This window comes from Enterococcus sp. 2G9_DIV0600 (assembly GCF_002140615.1).
Classification (GTDB): domain Bacteria; phylum Bacillota; class Bacilli; order Lactobacillales; family Enterococcaceae; genus Enterococcus_D; species Enterococcus_D innesii.
Map to the genome: position 1 here is coordinate 26475 of NZ_NGLL01000002.1, position 18665 is coordinate 45139.

General features: G+C 43.6%; 18 protein-coding genes. 13 read left to right on the plus strand and 5 right to left on the minus strand.

From position 1 onward, the window contains the following. Window positions 1–12: 12 nt before the first annotated feature. Window positions 13–1410, minus strand: coding sequence for a tRNA uridine-5-carboxymethylaminomethyl(34) synthesis GTPase MnmE (mnmE, locus tag A5870_RS13640; protein ID WP_086293473.1), 1398 nt, complete (start codon window positions 1408–1410; stop codon window positions 13–15). Between the two features lie 239 nt (window positions 1411–1649). Here mnmE and A5870_RS13645 point away from each other — a divergent pair, with 239 nt between their 5' ends. After that, the gene (locus A5870_RS13645) at window positions 1650–1979 is read left to right on the plus strand and encodes a heavy metal-binding domain-containing protein (RefSeq protein WP_005226284.1); all 330 of its coding nucleotides are present in this window, start codon (window positions 1650–1652) and stop codon (window positions 1977–1979) included. Between the two features lie 203 nt (window positions 1980–2182). On the opposite strand, the gene jag is transcribed toward A5870_RS13645, so the two are convergent. The 4 genes from jag to rpmH all read right to left on the minus strand — a co-directional run bounded on the left by jag (window position 2183) and on the right by rpmH (window position 4419). Beyond that, window positions 2183–2941, minus strand: coding sequence for an RNA-binding cell elongation regulator Jag/EloR (gene jag, locus A5870_RS13650; RefSeq protein ID WP_005232929.1), 759 nt, complete (start codon window positions 2939–2941; stop codon window positions 2183–2185). Between the two features lie 17 nt (window positions 2942–2958). Beyond that, window positions 2959–3783 (minus strand): YidC/Oxa1 family membrane protein insertase, encoded by an 825-nt coding sequence (locus A5870_RS13655; protein ID WP_077453252.1) that lies wholly within the window; start codon window positions 3781–3783, stop codon window positions 2959–2961. A gap of 18 nt (window positions 3784–3801) precedes the next feature. Continuing rightward, on the minus strand, window positions 3802–4137 hold the full coding sequence (rnpA, locus tag A5870_RS13660) for a ribonuclease P protein component (RefSeq protein ID WP_015510644.1): 336 nt from the start codon (window positions 4135–4137) through the stop codon (window positions 3802–3804). Window positions 4138–4284: 147 nt separating this feature from the next. Beyond that, a complete protein-coding gene (rpmH, locus tag A5870_RS13665; RefSeq protein WP_002356012.1) occupies window positions 4285–4419 on the minus strand; it encodes a 50S ribosomal protein L34 in 135 nt (44 codons plus the stop codon). A 511-nt stretch (window positions 4420–4930) separates the two neighbouring features. On the opposite strand from rpmH, the gene dnaA reads away from it, so the two are divergent. The 12 genes from dnaA to dnaB all read left to right on the plus strand — a co-directional run bounded on the left by dnaA (window position 4931) and on the right by dnaB (window position 18650). After that, window positions 4931–6268, plus strand: coding sequence for a chromosomal replication initiator protein DnaA (dnaA, locus tag A5870_RS13675; RefSeq protein ID WP_077453250.1), 1338 nt, complete (start codon window positions 4931–4933; stop codon window positions 6266–6268). A gap of 159 nt (window positions 6269–6427) precedes the next feature. Further along, window positions 6428–7558, plus strand: coding sequence for a DNA polymerase III subunit beta (gene dnaN / locus A5870_RS13680; protein ID WP_086293475.1), 1131 nt, complete (start codon window positions 6428–6430; stop codon window positions 7556–7558). A gap of 222 nt (window positions 7559–7780) precedes the next feature. Then, on the plus strand, window positions 7781–8020 hold the full coding sequence (gene yaaA, locus A5870_RS13685; protein ID WP_077453248.1) for a S4 domain-containing protein YaaA: 240 nt from the start codon (window positions 7781–7783) through the stop codon (window positions 8018–8020). Next, a complete protein-coding gene (gene recF / locus A5870_RS13690; protein ID WP_077453246.1) occupies window positions 8007–9119 on the plus strand; it encodes a DNA replication/repair protein RecF in 1113 nt (370 codons plus the stop codon). The genes yaaA and recF overlap by 14 nt, the downstream gene beginning before the upstream one ends. 5 nt (window positions 9120–9124) lie before the next feature. Then, complete coding sequence (gene gyrB, locus A5870_RS13695) at window positions 9125–11074, plus strand: DNA topoisomerase (ATP-hydrolyzing) subunit B (RefSeq protein ID WP_005226359.1); 1950 nt, start codon at window positions 9125–9127, stop codon at window positions 11072–11074. Between the two features lie 23 nt (window positions 11075–11097). Beyond that, window positions 11098–13623: a DNA gyrase subunit A gene (gene gyrA, locus A5870_RS13700; protein WP_010748472.1), complete on the plus strand. Its 2526-nt coding sequence runs from the start codon at window positions 11098–11100 to the stop codon at window positions 13621–13623. 264 nt (window positions 13624–13887) lie between these two features. Beyond that, a complete protein-coding gene (gene rpsF, locus A5870_RS13705; RefSeq protein WP_005226363.1) occupies window positions 13888–14187 on the plus strand; it encodes a 30S ribosomal protein S6 in 300 nt (99 codons plus the stop codon). A gap of 43 nt (window positions 14188–14230) precedes the next feature. Then, on the plus strand, window positions 14231–14755 hold the full coding sequence (ssb, locus tag A5870_RS13710; RefSeq protein ID WP_005226365.1) for a single-stranded DNA-binding protein: 525 nt from the start codon (window positions 14231–14233) through the stop codon (window positions 14753–14755). Window positions 14756–14778: 23 nt separating this feature from the next. Continuing rightward, window positions 14779–15015 carry a 30S ribosomal protein S18 gene (gene rpsR / locus A5870_RS13715; protein ID WP_005226367.1) on the plus strand — a complete coding sequence of 79 codons (237 nt, stop codon included), beginning with the start codon at window positions 14779–14781 and terminating at the stop codon, window positions 15013–15015. Window positions 15016–15255: 240 nt separating this feature from the next. Then, window positions 15256–16704 carry a DHH family phosphoesterase gene (locus A5870_RS13720; RefSeq protein WP_015508681.1) on the plus strand — a complete coding sequence of 483 codons (1449 nt, stop codon included), beginning with the start codon at window positions 15256–15258 and terminating at the stop codon, window positions 16702–16704. 15 nt (window positions 16705–16719) lie between these two features. Next, a complete protein-coding gene (gene rplI / locus A5870_RS13725; protein WP_005226371.1) occupies window positions 16720–17172 on the plus strand; it encodes a 50S ribosomal protein L9 in 453 nt (150 codons plus the stop codon). 107 nt (window positions 17173–17279) lie between these two features. After that, the gene (gene dnaB / locus A5870_RS13730; protein WP_005226374.1) at window positions 17280–18650 is read left to right on the plus strand and encodes a replicative DNA helicase; all 1371 of its coding nucleotides are present in this window, start codon (window positions 17280–17282) and stop codon (window positions 18648–18650) included. Window positions 18651–18665 lie beyond the last annotated feature (15 nt).

Here is an 18665-nt window from a genome sequence, read left to right on the forward strand (position 1 = left end):
GTGGCGCATTCTTTATTTTCCTAAACAAAACTGACTAAATAATTGGGTGATCAACTCATCTTGGACACTATCGCCGACAACTTCTCCTAGATAGTCCCAGCAGCGTGTCATATCGATTTGAACCAAGTCGACAGGCATTCCTGCTTCAATCCCTTGGATGACCTCAGACAACGACTGAACGGCATTTTCTAATAAGGCAATGTGGCGGGTGTTAGAAAGATAGGAAGCATCCTTATCAGTGGTCTTCCCCCCAAAGAATAGATCGGCAATGGCTTGTTCCAGTTGATCCAAGCCTTCACTCGTCAACACAGAGACAGAAAAAATCGGTTCATCTGCTGCGTACTGCGCTAACTCAGCGGGTGCTAATTTTGGCTCAAGGTCGGTCTTATTCAATAAGATGATCCGACGGCTGCCAGCAGTTAGCTCCAGCAATTGTTTGTCTTCCTGGGTCAATCCTTCGCTTTGGTTGAGAACCAGCAAAATCAACTCCGCTTCTGCCAGTGCTTTGCGGCTGCGTTCGACCCCGATTTTCTCAACGACATCTTCTGTTTCGCGGATACCAGCCGTATCGATCAGTTTCAACGGTACCCCGCGAACATTGACATACTCTTCAATGACATCTCGAGTCGTACCAGCAATGTCTGTCACGATGGCTTTTTCTTCCCTTAATAAATGGTTCAATAAGCTGGATTTACCGACATTCGGCCGACCGATGATCGCAGTACTCAGACCTTCTCGCAAAATTTTTCCTTGTTGGGCTGTCGCTAATAAGGCTTGGATCTGCCCTTTGACCATCGTGGCTTTTTCTAGCAATAAGCGGGTCGTCAATTCTTCCACATCATCGTATTCAGGGTAATCGATATTCACTTCAACTTGCGCCAGCGTCTCTAAAATCTCTTGGCGTAAAGTCCGAATCAAGTGGGAAAGATTGCCATCCAACTGATTGACGGCGAGGTTCATCGCTTTATCGGTCTTGGCACGAATCAGATCCATCACCGCCTCGGCTTGAGAAAGGTCGACACGTCCATTCAAAAAGGCCCGCTTCGTGAATTCCCCCGGCTCAGCCAGCCGTGCCCCTTGGCGTAAAACCAGCTGCAAGAGTTGATTGACGACCACGATCCCGCCATGACAGTTGATCTCAACGACATCTTCTCGGGTAAAGGTCCGTGGCTTTTTCATCACTGAAAGCATCACTTCATCCATCAAACGACTTTCCTCTGGATCCACGATATGACCATAATGGATCGTATGACTTGGGACTTGGGCGAGGGTTTTAGTGCCTGCTTGAAAAATCCGATCCGCAATTGCGATCGCTTCTTCCCCGCTTAATCGCACAATACTGATGGCCCCTTCGCCGGGCGGGGTGGAAATTGCGGCAATCGTATCAAATTCTTGCGTAATATTCGCCATGTTGCATACTCCTCCTATTTTTTCACATAAAAAAAGTGCCCACTCCACCCGTCAAATTGATTGAAAATCAATAAAAACGAGTAGACTTAGCACTTTGACTGCTTGTCAATTAAATTCTGGAAATAGATTAGCACATTTTGGCGCCAGTCGCAAGCTTCCTTGAAAAACTTTTAAATTTTGCATCTGTAGGCAAAAACCTTTAAAATAAAAGCAAAGAAATAAGAAAAGAGTGATCTATTATGGAAACCATCAAATCATCAAACAGTGCTGCCCGCATTAAGGAAATCATTTTATCGACAGGAAACGTGAATCGGCCTTATGTCGTGCGGGATATCGTCTTTGCGGCAGACAAAATCGAAGTAGATCTATTTGATACATCTGTGAACTTGAACGACCTGTTGGCAGATGTGACTTATCGCTTAAAAGAAACCGCCCACAGCTATGGCGCGAACGCGGTGATCAACTGTCATTTCGAACACGATCGCATCGTCGAAGGCGACAAAACCTATCTTGAGATCTTTGCCTATGGTACGGTGGTTCAATTTACTCAATCAACCATCGGCGGCTAATTCCCTCTATCATCAAAAAAAATACAAAAAAGAGTCCGCGGCATACGGACTCTTTTTTGATACCAAAGGCTGACCTACGTAACGTATGTTGACTTTGATAAGAATGATTTCTAGTCAAGGATACTTGGTTTTAAATTTGTTGTCAATCGCTTTTTCCCATCAAAAAAGGGAAAGGCTTGTCAGAGCGCCTTTCCCTTTTTTCATTAAATTCGTTTGTCCGCAGGTTCCACTACTAAGTAGCGATACGGTTCATCCCCTTCAGAATGAGTTTGAACATACGCATCTTTACTCAATACGGAATGAATCTGCTTTCTTTCAAACGCCGGCATCGGCTCTAAAAAGACCGGGCGACCAGTTCGTTTGACTTTTTCAGCAGTACGACTGGCCAAACGTTCTAAGATCGCTTGACGTTTTTCACGGTAATCCCCGACATTCACAACGATCGATAATTTGTTTTTCGCGATGCGGTGAATGTAAACTTGCGCCAAATATTGCAATGCATTCAAGGTTTTGCCGTGCTTCCCAATTAAAATGCCTTGTTTTTGCGTTTCTAAATGAAAAACGATCACGCCGTCTTGACGAGCGGTTTTTACTAAGGCAGGTGCATTCAATGCTTTTGAAATATTTGTCAGATAGAGTCCCAACTGAGCCAGTGCTTCCTCATCGGAAAGATCCGTCAGCAAAACAGGTTCGCTCGCGGCCGCCTCCATCACACTGCTTGCATCCTCTGTCGTCACAGGATCTGGTTCTACCAGCGGTTTTGCTGGTACTTCTTCAACGGGTGCCGGTTCTTCAACGATTCTTTTTTCAATGGAGACCCGTGCTTGTTTTTTTCCTAGCCCCAAGAAGCCTTTTTTTCCTTCATCCAGGACTTCGATTACTGCTTGATCTTTGGTGATACCAAGGACTTGCAATCCCTCTTGAATTGCTTCAGCTACTGTCAGATTTTCATAAATCGGCATTGCAGTGCAACCTCCTCTTATTTTTTCCGTTTCTTTTTAGGACTCATTGCTTTTTTCAGCGCACGTTCACGCTCGCGTTCTTTGCGGGCGGCTTCTTCTCTTTCTTGGCGAATCTTGAATGGGTTATTTAGAATCAACGTTTGCACAACTTGGAATGCATTGGAAACGACCCAGTACAAGGAAAGACCGCTGGCAATGTTGATCCCCATCAGCAAGATCATCATCGGCATAGCGAAATTCATGATTTTCAGACTCGCATTTGATTCCACTTGGCTCATACTTGATAAATAGGTACTTGCAAAAGTAAAGAGCGCCGCTAAAATCGGCAAGATGAAGTATGGGTCACGATCACCCAGCTGCAGCCATAAGAATTTTCCTTCTTGCAAAGCAGGAACCCGTGAGATCGATTGCCACAAGGCCATCAAAATCGGCATTTGTACCAATAATGGTAGACAGCCAGCATAGGGATTGACATTGTTTTCTGCATACAAACGTTGTGTTTCTTCTTTTAACTTGCTTTGTGTTTCTGTATCTTTTGATGCATATTGCTGCTGCAGCGCTTTTAGCTTCGGTTGTAATTCTTGCGTTTTGCGCATGCTTTTGGTTTGAAAGTGCATCAACGGCATCAAAATGACCCGAATGATCAATGTAAAGAGGATGATCCCGATCCCGGCATTGCCGAAGGAGAGGGCTTTGATCGCCTCTGCAAAATAATAAACGATGTAACGATCCCATAGACCAGTACTTTGTGCATTTACTTCACCTGTTGCACCGCAGGCAGATAAGACAACTACTAATGAGAGAACTCCCAAAAATAGTAAGACGCGTTTCCCTTTTTTCACGTAACTAATTCCTTTCCATTAATGAATAATTTTGGCAAGCTTTAAAACATGCTCTAAATTCGAGTAGATTTCCTTTGAGGAACAAGTGGCGATACTTGGACGAGCGATCACGATGAAATCGACCGCTGGTTCGATCCGCGGCTTCATTTCCGTTAAACTCGCACGGATCTTGCGCTTGATCTCATTTCGCTTCACTGCATTACCGACTTTTTTCCCTACAGATAAACCAACTCGAAAATGTGATTGCTCTTTAGGTAAGACATACACCACGAACTTCCGATTTGCAAAAGAATTTCCTGCCTGAAAAACTTTTTGAAAATCTTGCTCTGTTTTTACTCGATAGGATTTTCTCATCTTCGGTTCCTTCACTTCTTTCAATTAAGCTTCGCGAAACGGATTGAATCCGTAACCACTCACCTGTCAATAATACCATATTTGCCAAAAGTCAGACACTATATTCCGCAAAAACGGCATAAAAAAAAACCACTGGCATTCAGTGGCTTACGCAGAAATAACCTTTCTGCCTTTACGACGACGGCTAGCTAAAACACGACGTCCATTTTTTGTACTCATACGTTTACGGAATCCGTGAACTTTTTGACGTTTACGTTTATTTGGTTGATACGTTCTTTTCATTTATTTCCACCTCCATCAGGATAATGCTTATGCGCACAGACATACTTTGATAGTATAACGAGTCAAGTACTAGTTTGTCAATAAGAAGTTTGCTCAAAATCGGGCATTCTTTATCCACAATCCCCTTGATTTGTGTGGGTTTGCTGTTTATAGCCAATTTTTGTGGATAACTTTTTCCCCAGAGTTATTTTGGCTTTTTCCACAAACAAACAGCCTGTAGAAAAGTTATCCACAATCGTTTTCCAAGTTGTTGATAACTACCCTAAAACCTAGTATTATCAAGGCGTGATCTTCACATTGATCTGTGGATAAAGGAGATTTTTTTACAGTTATTCACATTCTTTTTCTACCTGTGGATAGTCGAATTTCGAACATGTGCATTTCCTTTTTTCATTTATCCCGTTTTGTGGAAAAGTATTTTTTTCTAACCTTTTTTATCGTAATCTGTGGAAAACTTTTTCAATCCGTGCTATTTTAGTTATATCTATTCTTAGTTATAGGAGGACAATTTATGCCATCTGCTGATTCTATTTGGCAAGATCTTCAACGATCCTTTAAAGAAGAGCTGAATCCGGCCAGTTATAGCGCTTGGATCGAGACTGCCAATGTCTTGTCGTTTGAAAAAAATCAGCTGCTGATCGAAGTACCCAGCGATCTTCATAAATCTTATTGGGAAAAAAATCTAGCTGCCAAAATTGTTGAAATGGGATTTATGAAAACTGGTGAAGAATTGATTCCTAGTTTTGTGACTGTCGAAGAAGCAGAAGCTTTAAAAACAGCCCCATCTACTATTAAAACAACTGCAGAAGAAAACGAGCAGCCGCCGAAATCGATTTTAAATGAAAAATACACATTTGATACCTTTGTCATCGGGAAAGGCAATCAAATGGCCCATGCTGCTGCTTTAGTTGTTGCTGAAGATCCTGGGTCTATTTATAATCCGCTGTTCTTCTATGGTGGCGTTGGTTTAGGGAAAACCCACTTGATGCATGCGATCGGTCATCAAATGTTGCTGAAACGTCCCAATGCAAAAATCAAGTATGTTAGTAGTGAAAATTTCACCAATGATTTCATTACTTCTATTCAAAAGAACAAAATGGAAGATTTTCGAAACGAATACCGCAATGTTGATCTTTTGTTGGTGGATGATATTCAATTCTTAGTAAATAAAGAAGGAACCCAAGAAGAATTCTTTAATACCTTCGAAGAACTGTATCGCAATAATAAACAGATCGTCCTGACAAGTGATCGTTTGCCAAATGAGATCCCAACTTTGCCGGAACGTTTGGTTTCTCGTTTTGCTTGGGGCTTGTCCGTTGACATCACCCCGCCGGATCTAGAGACGCGGACCGCGATTTTGCGGAAAAAAGCCGAAGCCGAACGCTTGGAGATCCCCGACGATACCTTAAGTTATATTGCTGGACAGATCGATTCGAATATCCGGGAACTTGAAGGAGCACTCGTCCGGGTACAAGCTTTTGCTACGATGCAAAACTCAGACATTACAACCAGCTTGGCAGCTGAAGCCATCAAAGCCTTGAAATCAAGCCATGGCTCGACCCAAGTTTCGATTTTACAGATCCAAGAAGAAGTCGCAAAATACTATCACATTCATGTCAATGATCTAAAAGGGAAAAAACGGGTCAAAGGCATCGTCGTGCCACGGCAGATCGCGATGTATCTCTCTCGAGAATTGACCGATAGTTCTTTACCAAAAATCGGCGGCGAATTTGGCGGCAAAGACCATACCACGGTCATTCATGCCCACGAAAAAATTCAGCATTTAGTCGAAACAGATCCTACGATCAAAAATGAGATCGCTGAAATCAAACAAATCCTCTTCAGCTGATCTGTTGATAATAAATAAAAAACCAAAAAAGTTGTCCACAAGTTATTCACAGGCGTTTTCGTTAGTCTAATCACTCTTTTCTCGAGTTATCCACATTACTAACAAGCCTATTACTACTATTACTTTTATTTAATAACTATAAATTAAAGGAGTATCGCTATGAAGCTAACTTTAAATCGAACAGAGTTCATGCAAGAATTACAAACTGTCCAACGGGCAATTTCAACCAAAACCACCATCCCGATCTTAACTGGGGTAAAATTGTCCCTTTCAGAAAAAGGATTGACCATGACTGGGAGCAATGCCGATATTTCCATTGAAACTTTTTTAAGTGTGGAAAACGAAAAAGCGCAAATGCAAATCGAAAAAACAGGAGCGATCGTTTTACAAGCACGTTTCTTTAGTGAAATCGTTCGTCGTTTGCCTGAAAGTACCTTAACGTTAGAAGTTTTAGACAATAATCAAGTAGCGATCACTTCTGGAAAAGCCAACTTTACCGTCAACGGCTTAGATGCCGATAGTTATCCACATTTACCAGTTGTCGAAAGTCAAGATTCGATCGAGATTCCAGCGCACGTATTGAATAAGATCGTTAGTGAAACAGTCTTTGCGGTTTCGCAACACGAAAGCCGTCCGATCTTGACTGGGGTCCACTTTGTCTTAGAAAATCAAAAATTATTAGCTGTTGCGACGGACTCACACCGTCTGAGCCAACGGGTGATTCCCTTGGAAAGCGGGGAAACAGCCTTCAATATCGTGATTCCCGGCAAAAGCTTAACGGAACTTTCTCGTTCCTTAACGGATGAGGAAGAAGCGATCCAAATCAGCATTATGGATAACCAAGTATTGTTCCAAACGAAAACTATGAAATTCTATTCTCGTTTATTGGAAGGAACTTACCCAGATACCAATCGTCTGATCCCTTCAAGCTTCAATACTGAAATTGAATTTTCTGTGCCAGAATTGTTACAAGCTATCGAACGGGCGTCATTGCTTTCTCATGAAGGCCGTAACAACATCGTTCGTTTGGCGATCTCCGAGGAAGCCGTTGTCTTATATGGAAACTCACCAGAAATCGGGAAAGTGGAAGAAGACCTTTCTTTTGAAAAAGTGACCGGCGACCCATTAGAGATCTCTTTCAATCCTGACTATATGAAAGCTGCACTACGAGCATTTGGTGACACCAGCATCGTGATCCGCTTTATCTCAGCGATTCGTCCCTTTACGTTGGAGCCAACAGAGAGCAAAGGCAGCTTTATCCAGCTGATCACACCGGTGCGCACCAACTAGTTTTTCATGTCTTTTGAAAAAAGTTGAAACAATCATCTGAAAATGAATAAATGAGTTAAAAGGGCTTAAAATCGTTTTTAAGCCCTTTTTTCTATTTTGGCTTCTTTTTTATCTAAAAGCAGTAAGTCTTCTGAGAATGAAAAATATGCCGATGAATTTGTTTTCTTGGCAAAAAAAGAGTATAATAGAGCTAAACGCTCTTTGATAGAATTGAGGGGAATTATGAAAATGCAAATACCGTTAGAAACGGAATATATGACACTTGGACAAATGCTCAAAGAAGTCAGTGTGATCAGCAGCGGCGGCCAAGCGAAATGGTACCTTGCAGAGCACACCGTTTTTGTCGACGGCGAGCCAGAAAATCGACGAGGGCGCAAATTGTATGCGGGAATGCGTATTGAGCTACCTGATGAAGGTACTTTTTTTATGGTGAAGAAGGAAGACGCCGATGCGGCTGAATGAGTTGCATTTAAGCAATTATCGGAACTATGATTCGCTGACACTGACTTTTGAGAAAGGTCTGGTCATTTTTTTAGGCGAAAACGCGCAAGGAAAAACCAATATCTTAGAAAGCATCTATGTATTGGCGATGACCAAAAGCCACCGCACCTCCAGTGAGCAAGAACTTATTCGCTGGGACACAGAAGGTGCGCGGATCTCTGGCAGTGTCAGTCGGGGACGCTCAACGATCCCGTTAGAACTGTTTTTGTCAAAAAAAGGACGAAAAACGAAAGTAAACCACATTGAGCAAAAAAAGCTCAGTAGTTACATAGGGCAGTTGAATGTCATTTTATTTGCTCCAGAAGACCTCTCCCTTGTAAAAGGAAGTCCCCAAGTCCGCCGCAAATTTCTCGATATGGAAATTGGGCAGATCGATCCAATCTATCTCTATGATCTCGTTCAATACCAATCCGTTTTGAAACAGCGCAATCAATACTTAAAACAGCTGAATGAAAAAAAACAGACCGATGAGATCTATTTAGATGTTTTGACGGAACAGCTGGTGGCTTTCGGCAGTAAAATCATTTTAGCCAGACAACGGTTTGTTCAGCGCTTGGCGTATTGGGCAAATCAGCTGCACCAAAAGATCAGCCAAGGAAAAGAAACCTTGCAGATCGACTACTTATCGAATGTGCCCGGTGAGGCGAATACGCTGGAGGAGATCCAACAGCAATTTGTCAAAGCCTTGGCACAAGTCAAAGACCGTGAACGATTTCGGCAAGTCACGCTGGCAGGTCCCCATCGAGACGATCTGGATTTTTTGATCAATGAGAAAAATGTTCAGACCTTTGGCTCGCAAGGACAGCAGCGAACGACGGCCTTAAGTGTTAAATTGGCAGAAATCGATTTGATGAAAGAAGAAACGGGAGAATATCCCGTCCTTTTATTAGATGACGTCATGAGTGAGCTGGATGATTCCCGACAACTGCATTTATTGGAGACCATTGAAGGAAAAGTTCAGACCTTTCTGACAACGACGACATTAGAACATGTGAAAGACAAAATGTCTGTGGAAGCAGAGATTTTTTATGTAGAGCAAGGACATATTAAAGGAGAATAGACTGAATGACAGAAGAAGAAAAAAGCTTAGTTGAACGTGCGAAAGCCTATGATGCCAGTCAGATCCAAGTGCTGGAAGGGCTAGAAGCCGTCCGCAAACGACCTGGGATGTACATTGGTTCTACCAGTTCAGAAGGTTTGCACCACTTAGTATGGGAAATCGTCGATAACTCGATCGATGAAGCACTAGCAGGCTTTGCCTCAAGTATTCAAGTGATCATTGAACCAGATAATAGTATTACGGTCGTCGATGACGGTCGGGGGATCCCCGTTGATATCCAAGCCAAGACAGGTCGTCCAGCGGTAGAAACCGTCTTTACGATCCTGCATGCCGGCGGGAAATTCGGCGGCGGCGGCTACAAAGTATCTGGTGGACTGCACGGGGTAGGTTCCTCCGTCGTTAATGCGCTATCCACGACTTTAGATGTAAAAGTCTACAAGGAAGGTAAAGTGTATTATCAAGAATACCATCGTGGGGCAGTCGTTGATGACTTAAAAGTGATCGATGAAACCGACCGCCACGGAACGACCGTCCACTTTGTTCCAGATCCAGAGATCTTTACGGAAACAACTGTATTCAATTTTGACAAATTAGCGACGCGGGTTCGGGAATTAGCCTTCTTGAACCGAGGTTTAAAAATCTCGATCGAAGACAAACGGGAAGAAAAACCCGTCTTGAAAGAATATCATTACGACGGCGGGATCAAGAGCTATGTGGAGCATTTGAATGCGAGTAAAACAGTGATTTTCCCAGATCCGATCTACTTAGAAGGAGAACAACAAGGAATCACGGTTGAAGTTTCCATGCAATATACCGATAGCTACCACAGCAATCTGTTGAGTTTTGCCAACAACATCCATACCTATGAAGGCGGAACCCATGAATTCGGGTTTAAGACTGCCTTGACACGGGTGATCAACGATTACGCCCGCAAGTCAAAATTGATGAAAGAAAACGACGAAAACCTGACCGGAGAAGATGTTCGGGAAGGATTGACGGCAGTTATCTCTATCAAGCATCCAGATCCTCAGTTTGAGGGACAAACGAAAACCAAATTAGGAAATTCGGAAGTGCGGACAGTCACTGATCGTCTTTTTTCCGAACATTTCACGAAATTCTTGATGGAAAACCCGAATGTGGGTCGTCAAGTCGTGGAAAAAGGACTTTTGGCATCAAAAGCCCGTCAAGCAGCCAAACGTGCGCGGGAAATGACTCGCCGAAAAGGTGCGTTAGAAATCAGTAACTTACCTGGGAAATTAGCCGACTGTTCCAGTAATGATCCAGAAAAATGCGAATTGTTTATCGTCGAAGGAGATTCTGCCGGCGGTTCAGCAAAACAAGGCCGCAGTCGCGAATTCCAAGCGATCTTACCGATCCGTGGGAAGATTTTAAATGTCGAAAAAGCCAGCATGGACAAAATCTTAGCAAACGAAGAGATCCGTTCATTGTTTACGGCAATGGGAACTGGGTTTGGTGCTGATTTTGATGTAGCAAAAGCCCGTTACCACAAGCTAGTTATCATGACCGATGCCGATGTCGATGGTGCCCATATCCGGACCCTACTTTTGACGCTGTTCTATCGTTATATGCGTCCAATCGTTGAAGCTGGTTATGTCTATATCGCACAACCGCCATTGTACGGTGTCAAACAAGGGAAAAATATCCACTATATCCAACCCGGCAAGAATGCCGAACAAGATTTGAAAAATACGATTGAATCACTGCCTGCGACACCAAAACCAACGGTTCAACGCTACAAAGGTCTAGGTGAAATGGATGATCACCAGTTATGGGAAACCACGATGGACCCTGAAAACCGGATGATGCTGCGGGTCAGCGTAGATGATGCCATAGAAGCCGATCAAATTTTTGAAATGCTGATGGGGGATCGCGTCGAACCAAGACGGGCCTTTATCGAAGAAAACGCGCACTACGTGAAAAATCTTGACATCTAGCCAATCGTAGAGGAGGAAACAGCTTGAGTGAAGAAGCAAAACAAAATATTCATGACGTCAATCTGACCAGTGAAATGCGCGAGTCCTTTATCGATTATGCAATGAGTGTAATTGTTGCTAGGGCTTTACCAGATGTGCGGGATGGCTTAAAGCCGGTTCACCGCCGAATTTTATATGGAATGAATGAATTAGGGGTCACACCAGACAAGCCCCATAAAAAATCAGCCCGGATCGTCGGCGATGTCATGGGGAAATACCATCCCCATGGTGACAGTGCGATCTATGAATCAATGGTGCGGATGGCACAGCCCTTTAGCTATCGCTACATGCTAGTCGATGGCCATGGAAACTTTGGTTCAGTCGATGGTGACGGTGCCGCTGCGATGCGGTATACCGAAGCCCGCATGAGTAAACTGGCGATGGAGATGCTGCGGGACATCAACAAAGATACCGTTGATTTCCAAAGCAACTATGATGATACAGAACGAGAACCAGCGGTATTACCTGCCCGCTTCCCGAACCTTTTGGTCAACGGGACGACTGGGATCGCTGTTGGGATGGCGACCAATATCCCGCCTCATAACTTGAATGAAGTCATTGCAGCCATCGATCTATTGATGGAAAATCCAGAAGTCACAACGAGTGAATTGATGGAAGTCCTACCAGGACCAGACTTCCCAACTGGCGGGATCGTGATGGGAAAATCCGGTATTCGCCGTGCCTATGAAACAGGGAAAGGTTCGATCACTGTTCGCGGAAAAGTCGAAGTGACTGAAATGCCCAACGGCAAAGAACGGATCTTAGTGACTGAATTGCCGTATATGGTCAATAAAGCGAAGTTGATCGAACGGATCTCTGAGCTGCACCGTGACAAACGGATCGAAGGAATCACCGATCTGCGGGATGAATCATCTCGTGAAGGCATGCGGATCGTGATCGACGTTCGTCGCGACGTCAGTGCGTCGGTGATCTTAAACAATCTCTACAAAATGACTGCACTGCAATCTTCTTTTGGCTTTAATATGTTAGCCATTGAAAAAGGCGTGCCGAAGATTTTGAGCTTGAAACGAATTTTAGAAAACTACATCGAGCACCAACAAGAAGTGGTGACTCGTCGGACACAGTTTGATAAAAACAAAGCAGAAGCTCGTGCCCACATCTTGGAAGGATTACGGATCGCATTGGATCATATCGATGAGATCATTGCTTTGATCCGGGCATCAAATTCTGATGATGAAGCGAAAAATAGCATGATGGAGCGCTTCAAATTGTCCGATCGCCAAGCGCAAGCGATTTTAGATATGCGTTTGCGTCGCTTGACTGGTTTGGAACGCGACAAGATCGAAAACGAGTACCAAGGTTTGTTAGAATTTATCGCTGATTTGACAGACATTTTAGCAAATCCACAACGAGTCCTAGAGATCATTCAAACGGAGTTGCAAGAATTAGGCCAACGCTTTGGTGATGATCGGCGGACTGAATTATTGGTTGGGGAAGTCTTAAGTCTTGAAGATGAAGATTTGATCGAAGAAGAAGAAATCGTCATTACCTTGACGAACAATGGGTACATCAAACGAGTAGCTAAGTCTGAATTCCGTGCACAACGCCGCGGCGGACGTGGCGTTCAAGGAATGGGGATCCACGATGAAGACTTCGTGAAGACGTTGGTTTCTTGTTCGACTCATGACACATTACTGTTCTTCACCAATAAAGGGAAAGTTTACAAAGCCAAAGGCTATGAAATTCCTGAGTATGGTCGGGCAGCCAAAGGGATCCCTGTGATCAATCTCCTAGGGATCGATTCTAGCGAACGGATCGAAGCGATCATTTCGGCTTCTGGTGGGCCTCAAGAAGGACGCTACTTGTTCTTCACGACGCGTCTAGGTGTGGTCAAACGGACCTCAGTGACGGCCTTTTCAAATATCCGTGCCAATGGTCTGATTGCGATCGGTCTTCGGGAAAATGATGAGTTGGTCAATGTAATTGAAACCCACGGCGAAGATGTCGTGATCATCGGAACCCACGATGGCTACTCTGTGACCTTCAAAGAAGCGCTTGTGCGGGATATGGGCCGAACAGCTGCTGGTGTGCGAGGCATTCGTCTAAGAGACGGAGACTACGTGGTAGGCGCCGCTGTGATCACAGAAGACAGTGAAGTCTTGGTCATCACTGAGAACGGCTATGGCAAGCGTACCAAAGGCTCTGAATACCCAATCAAAGGTCGTGGCGGAAAAGGGATCAAAACAGCCAATATTACGGCGAAAAACGGTCCATTAGCCGGCTTGACGACGGTCAGCGGTGAGGAAGACATCATGGTGATCACCGATAAAGGCGTCTTGATTCGTTTCAATGTAGCGACTGTTTCCCAAACTGGTCGGGCAACCTTAGGGGTTCGTTTGATGAAGATGGAAAACAATGCCAAAGTAGTGACGATGGCAACGGTTGAACCAGAAGTCGAAGAAGAACTAGCGACTGCTGAAGAAACAGCGGTACAAGACGTACCAGTTGTGGAAGAAGCAACGGAAGACACCACGGATACACAAGAATAAGCAATACGTTTTCTAGGAAGACAGCAACCTGCGAACCTGCAGCTTGCTGTCTTCTTACTCTTTTTCAAAAAATCGTCAGCAGCTGACGTATTTATCAGTGTAAGCGATTGTTTGCGGTGATGGGTAGATGCAGGGACGCAAAAAAACAGCTTGCAGTAAGGACGAAAAAAGTGTATAATAATTATTTGTGAGTAGTCTAATTAGACCACTCTCTCTGCTCCTAGAAAAACTAGGGGCCAAAGTCCACAGGGAGGTGAAAAATCAATGGAAAACACGAAATATGAGATTTTATATATCATTCGTCCAAACATTGATGAAGAAGCAAAAGCCGCATTGATCGCTCGTTTTGACTCAATCTTAACTGATAACGGCGCTGAAGTTATCGAATCAAAAGATTGGCAAAAACGCCGTCTAGCGTATGAAATGGATGGATTCCGTGAGGGTATCTATCACATCGTTAAAGTTTCTTCTTCAACAACTGCAAGTGCAATCAACGAGTTTGACCGTCTTGCGAAAATCAATGATGACATTATCCGTCACATGATTGTCAAAGAAGAAGCATAATATTGTTTCACATGAAACAAAAGCGATGAGGAGATGATGAACTTTGATTAATAATGTTGTACTAGTAGGAAGACTAACCAAAGATCCTGATTTACGTTACACTTCTAATGGCACTGGTGTCGCAACCTTTACCTTGGCGGTAAACCGCAATTTTACCAACCAAAGTGGAGAGCGCGAAGCTGATTTCATCAACTGTGTTATTTGGAGAAAACCAGCGGAAACATTAGCAAACTATGCACGCAAAGGAACTTTATTAGGGGTTACTGGACGTATTCAAACCCGTTCATACGACAACCAACAAGGCCAACGTGTTTATGTAACAGAAGTCGTTGCTGACAACTTCCAATTATTAGAGTCGCGGAATGCTTCCGAGCAAAGACGCACAACTGATAGCGGATCTGGCAGTAACAATACGTATAACTCAAACAGTTCTTCTGGATTTGGTAACAATAACTCAAATCAAACTCAATCCTCTCAACCATCAGGAATGCCTAATTTTGATCGAGACAACTCCGATCCATTCGGAAACTCATCAATCGACATTTCAGACGATGATTTACCATTCTAAGAAATTGATAGGAGGGAAATAGGATGGCACAACAAAGAAGAGGCGGACGCAAACGTCGTAAAGTAGACTACATTGCTGCAAACCATATTGAACATATCGATTATAAAGATATTGAATTACTAAAACGTTTCATTTCAGAACGCGGTAAAATCTTACCACGTCGTGTAACTGGTACTGGTGCGAAAAACCAACGCAAACTTACCATTGCAATCAAACGTGCGCGTATCATGGGATTACTTCCATTCGTAGGCGAAGAATAAATCGAATGATTTTCATTGACAAGTTTCTTTTGAAGCTTGTCAATTTTTTTATCCATCGAAGAGTAACTTGTTATTTTATATATAGATAGAATAACGAATGATAGAAATTTTTTCCTGGTTGGTTCACCAAAAAAGTTTCACGTGGAACTTTTTTGCATCAATCGCCTATTTGATTGTTTTGTGGTAAAATAAGGAACAAAGCTTCAAAAAAATGGGATGATACATTGAGGGGTAAAAAAGATGGCAGCAATTGGGTTGATTTCAATTGATAATTACGATGATTTGATTGAGAAAAAAGACGACAAACAAGTTTCTTATTTGAACTCGCTGATCACGACATTGATTTCTGATTGGGCAAGTGAGAATCATGTTTTTTACAAACGAATCAATTCCGAGCGGTTTCTTTTCGTCGCGAAGTATTCAGATATTGAGCGGATGAAGGAAGAAAAATTCCAATTTTTGACTAGAGTACGGCAAGTTGCGGAAAAAAATGATCTGCCATTAACGATCAGTATGGGGATCTCCTATGGGGAAGAGTCTTTTGAAGAGATCGGGGAAGTGGCACAAAACAATCTCGACATTGCGTTAGTTCGCGGCGGTGATCAAGTCGTTTTAAAAGAAGCCAAAGAAGAAGCAAAACCGCAATTCTTTGGTGGCAATACAGACGGCACACCCAAGAGAACGCGTGTTCGTTCTCGTGCCATGAGTACGGCGTTGAGAAAGATTTTTGCTGAAAACCAGCGGATCTTTATCATGGGTCATCGTTACCCAGACATGGATGCCTTAGGTTCGGCTTTTGGGGTGGCTTACATGGCGATGATGAGCGATAAAGAATGCTACATCATTTTAAATCCAAAAGAGATCACCGCAGACATTCAACGGGCATTGGAAGAATTGAAAAAATACCCCGAGCTGGAACGATTTGTGATCACTGGGGAAGAAGCAGTTAATTTATCAAATGAAGAAAGTGTGCTAGTGATGGTAGATTACCATAAGCCGTCGATGTCGATCTCGCAAGCGGTCTATGATGAATTTGACAAAATCGCAGTGATCGATCACCATCGTCGCGGGGATGAGTTTCCCGATAAGCCACTATTGACGTATATTGAATCTTCCGCGTCTTCGGCATCGGAACTGGTAGCAGAATTGATCCAGTATCGTGCTTCTCGCAGATCGCAAGTCCCGAAATTTATTACGACTTCCTTATTAGCGGGCATCTACGTGGATACGAAGAACTTCACGGTGCGAACCACTGGTCGGACCTTTGATATTGCTGGTTATTTGAAAAACCAAGGCGCAGATACGTCATTGGTTCAATACATGTTGAGTACGGATCTCGATTCCTATTTGATGATCAGTGAACTGGTTTCTCGCAGCCAGCATTTCCGAGAAGATATCGTGATTGCTGCAGCAGATGAAGATCGGGTGTACGATAGTGTCACTGTTGCGAAAGCGGCCGATACTCTGCTATCGATCAATGGGATCCATGCCGCATTTGTCATTACGAAACAACCAGGAGATTTGATCGGTATCAGTGCTAGAAGCACTGGTAAAGTCAATGTACAAACCTTGATGGAGGCATTAGGCGGCGGCGGACATTTTACCAACGCAGCCACGCAAATAAAGAACAGCAGCATTGGTGATGTAGAAAACCAGCTGCGAGCGGAATTAACGAAAAATGAACAATAACAAGGAGTGACCAAGATGAAAGTTATTTTCTTACAAGATGTCAAAGGCAAAGGCAAAAAAGGCGATATCAAGGAAGTCCCTAATGGCTACGCACAAAACTTTCTGATCAAAAACAACTTAGCCAAACCTGCCAACAATGAAAGCATGGCAGAATTAAAAGGCAAACAAAAAGCCAAAGAAAAACAAGATGCGGAAGTCTTAGCAGAAGCGAAAGAGTTAAAAGCACTTCTTGAAAAAGAAGAAACCGTTGTGAAGATCAATGCCAAAGCAGGGGAAGATGGCCGCTTGTTCGGTTCGATCCCATCAAAACAAATCGCAGATGCCTTGAACAAGCAATACAAAATCAAGATCGACAAACGTAAAATCGAATTGGATCAGCCGATTCGTGCATTAGGCTTCACGCAAGTACCTGTAAAATTGCACCCACAAGTAACAGCAACGATCAATGTTCATACCATTCAAGAATAAGCATTACTCCCAACAGTCATATGTTGGGTTTTTTTCGGCAAACGTTCAAGCAATCTTGTACTTTGGATGGGAATCTTGTAGAATGAATGGACGAAGGAGCGAATGGCATGAATGAAGTTTGGCAAAATCAAGTTCCCCCACAAGATATTGAAGCGGAACAAGCGGTCCTAGGGGCAGTCTTTTTAGATGCCGATGCGATCATCGATGCAATGGAAGTAATCGCCCCAGAAGATTTTTATCGCCGCAGCCATCAAATAATTTTTCAAGCAATGATCCAGTTGAACGACCGTAGTGAATCGATCGACTTGATCACGTTGAAAGCAGAAATTGAAAAAAGCAATAGTCTTGAAGATGTTGGCGGCCTGACGTATCTGACTGAATTGAGTCAAGCTTCACCATCAGCAGCAAGTATTGCTTATTATGCGAAGATCGTTGACGACAAAGCTACGTTACGCAATCTGATTCAAACAGCGAGCCGTATCGTAACCAAAGGCTTTGAACAAGATGAAGATGTGCAGTCGATCATTGATCAAGCAGAAAAAAGTATTTTAGAAGTATCCGAAAAGCGCAACAGCAATGGCTTCCAATCGATAGCGGAAGTCTTGAATCGGACGATCGAAACGATCGATCAGCTGGCGCAAAACAACGAAGAAATCACCGGATTACCTACGGGTTATGCGGCTTTAGACAAAATGACGGCGGGGCTGCAAAAAGAAGAGCTGATTATTCTGGCTGCCCGCCCCGCGGTAGGGAAAACCGCATTTGCTTTGAATATCGCACAAAATGTCGGAACGAAAACCGATCGTTCCGTGGCGATCTTTAGTCTGGAAATGGGGGCTGAATCATTGGTCAACCGGATGCTTTGTGCGGAAGGCTCGATTGAGGCCAGTCACTTGCGGACGGGGCAGCTCTCAGAAGAAGAGTGGCGGAATTTGATCGTTGCCATGGGCAGTCTTTCTAACGCCAATATCTATATCGATGATACCCCCGGGATCAAGATCTCTGAGATTCGGGCACGTTGTCGGAAACTGGCGCAAGAAAAAGGCAATCTCGGCTTGATATTGATCGACTATTTGCAGTTGATTGAAGGAACGGGTCGCGAAAACCGCCAACAAGAAGTCTCTGAGATCTCTCGCCAATTAAAGAAACTGGCGAAGGAATTGAAAGTGCCGGTGATTGCACTGTCTCAGCTTTCTCGGGGTGTGGAACAGCGACAAGACAAACGTCCTGTTTTAAGTGATATCCGGGAATCAGGGTCGATCGAGCAGGATGCCGATATCGTTGCTTTCTTGTATCGGGATGACTACTACCGCAGTGAAGGCGACGATGACGATGAACCAGAGGAACAACAAAACAACAATGTGATCGAAGTCATTATTGAAAAAAACCGGAGTGGTGCCCGGGGGACGGTCGAACTTCTATTCATCAAAGAATACAATAAATTCTCCTCGGTCTCGCCACGAGAAGAGTTCGGGTAAGACAACTAGCTATCT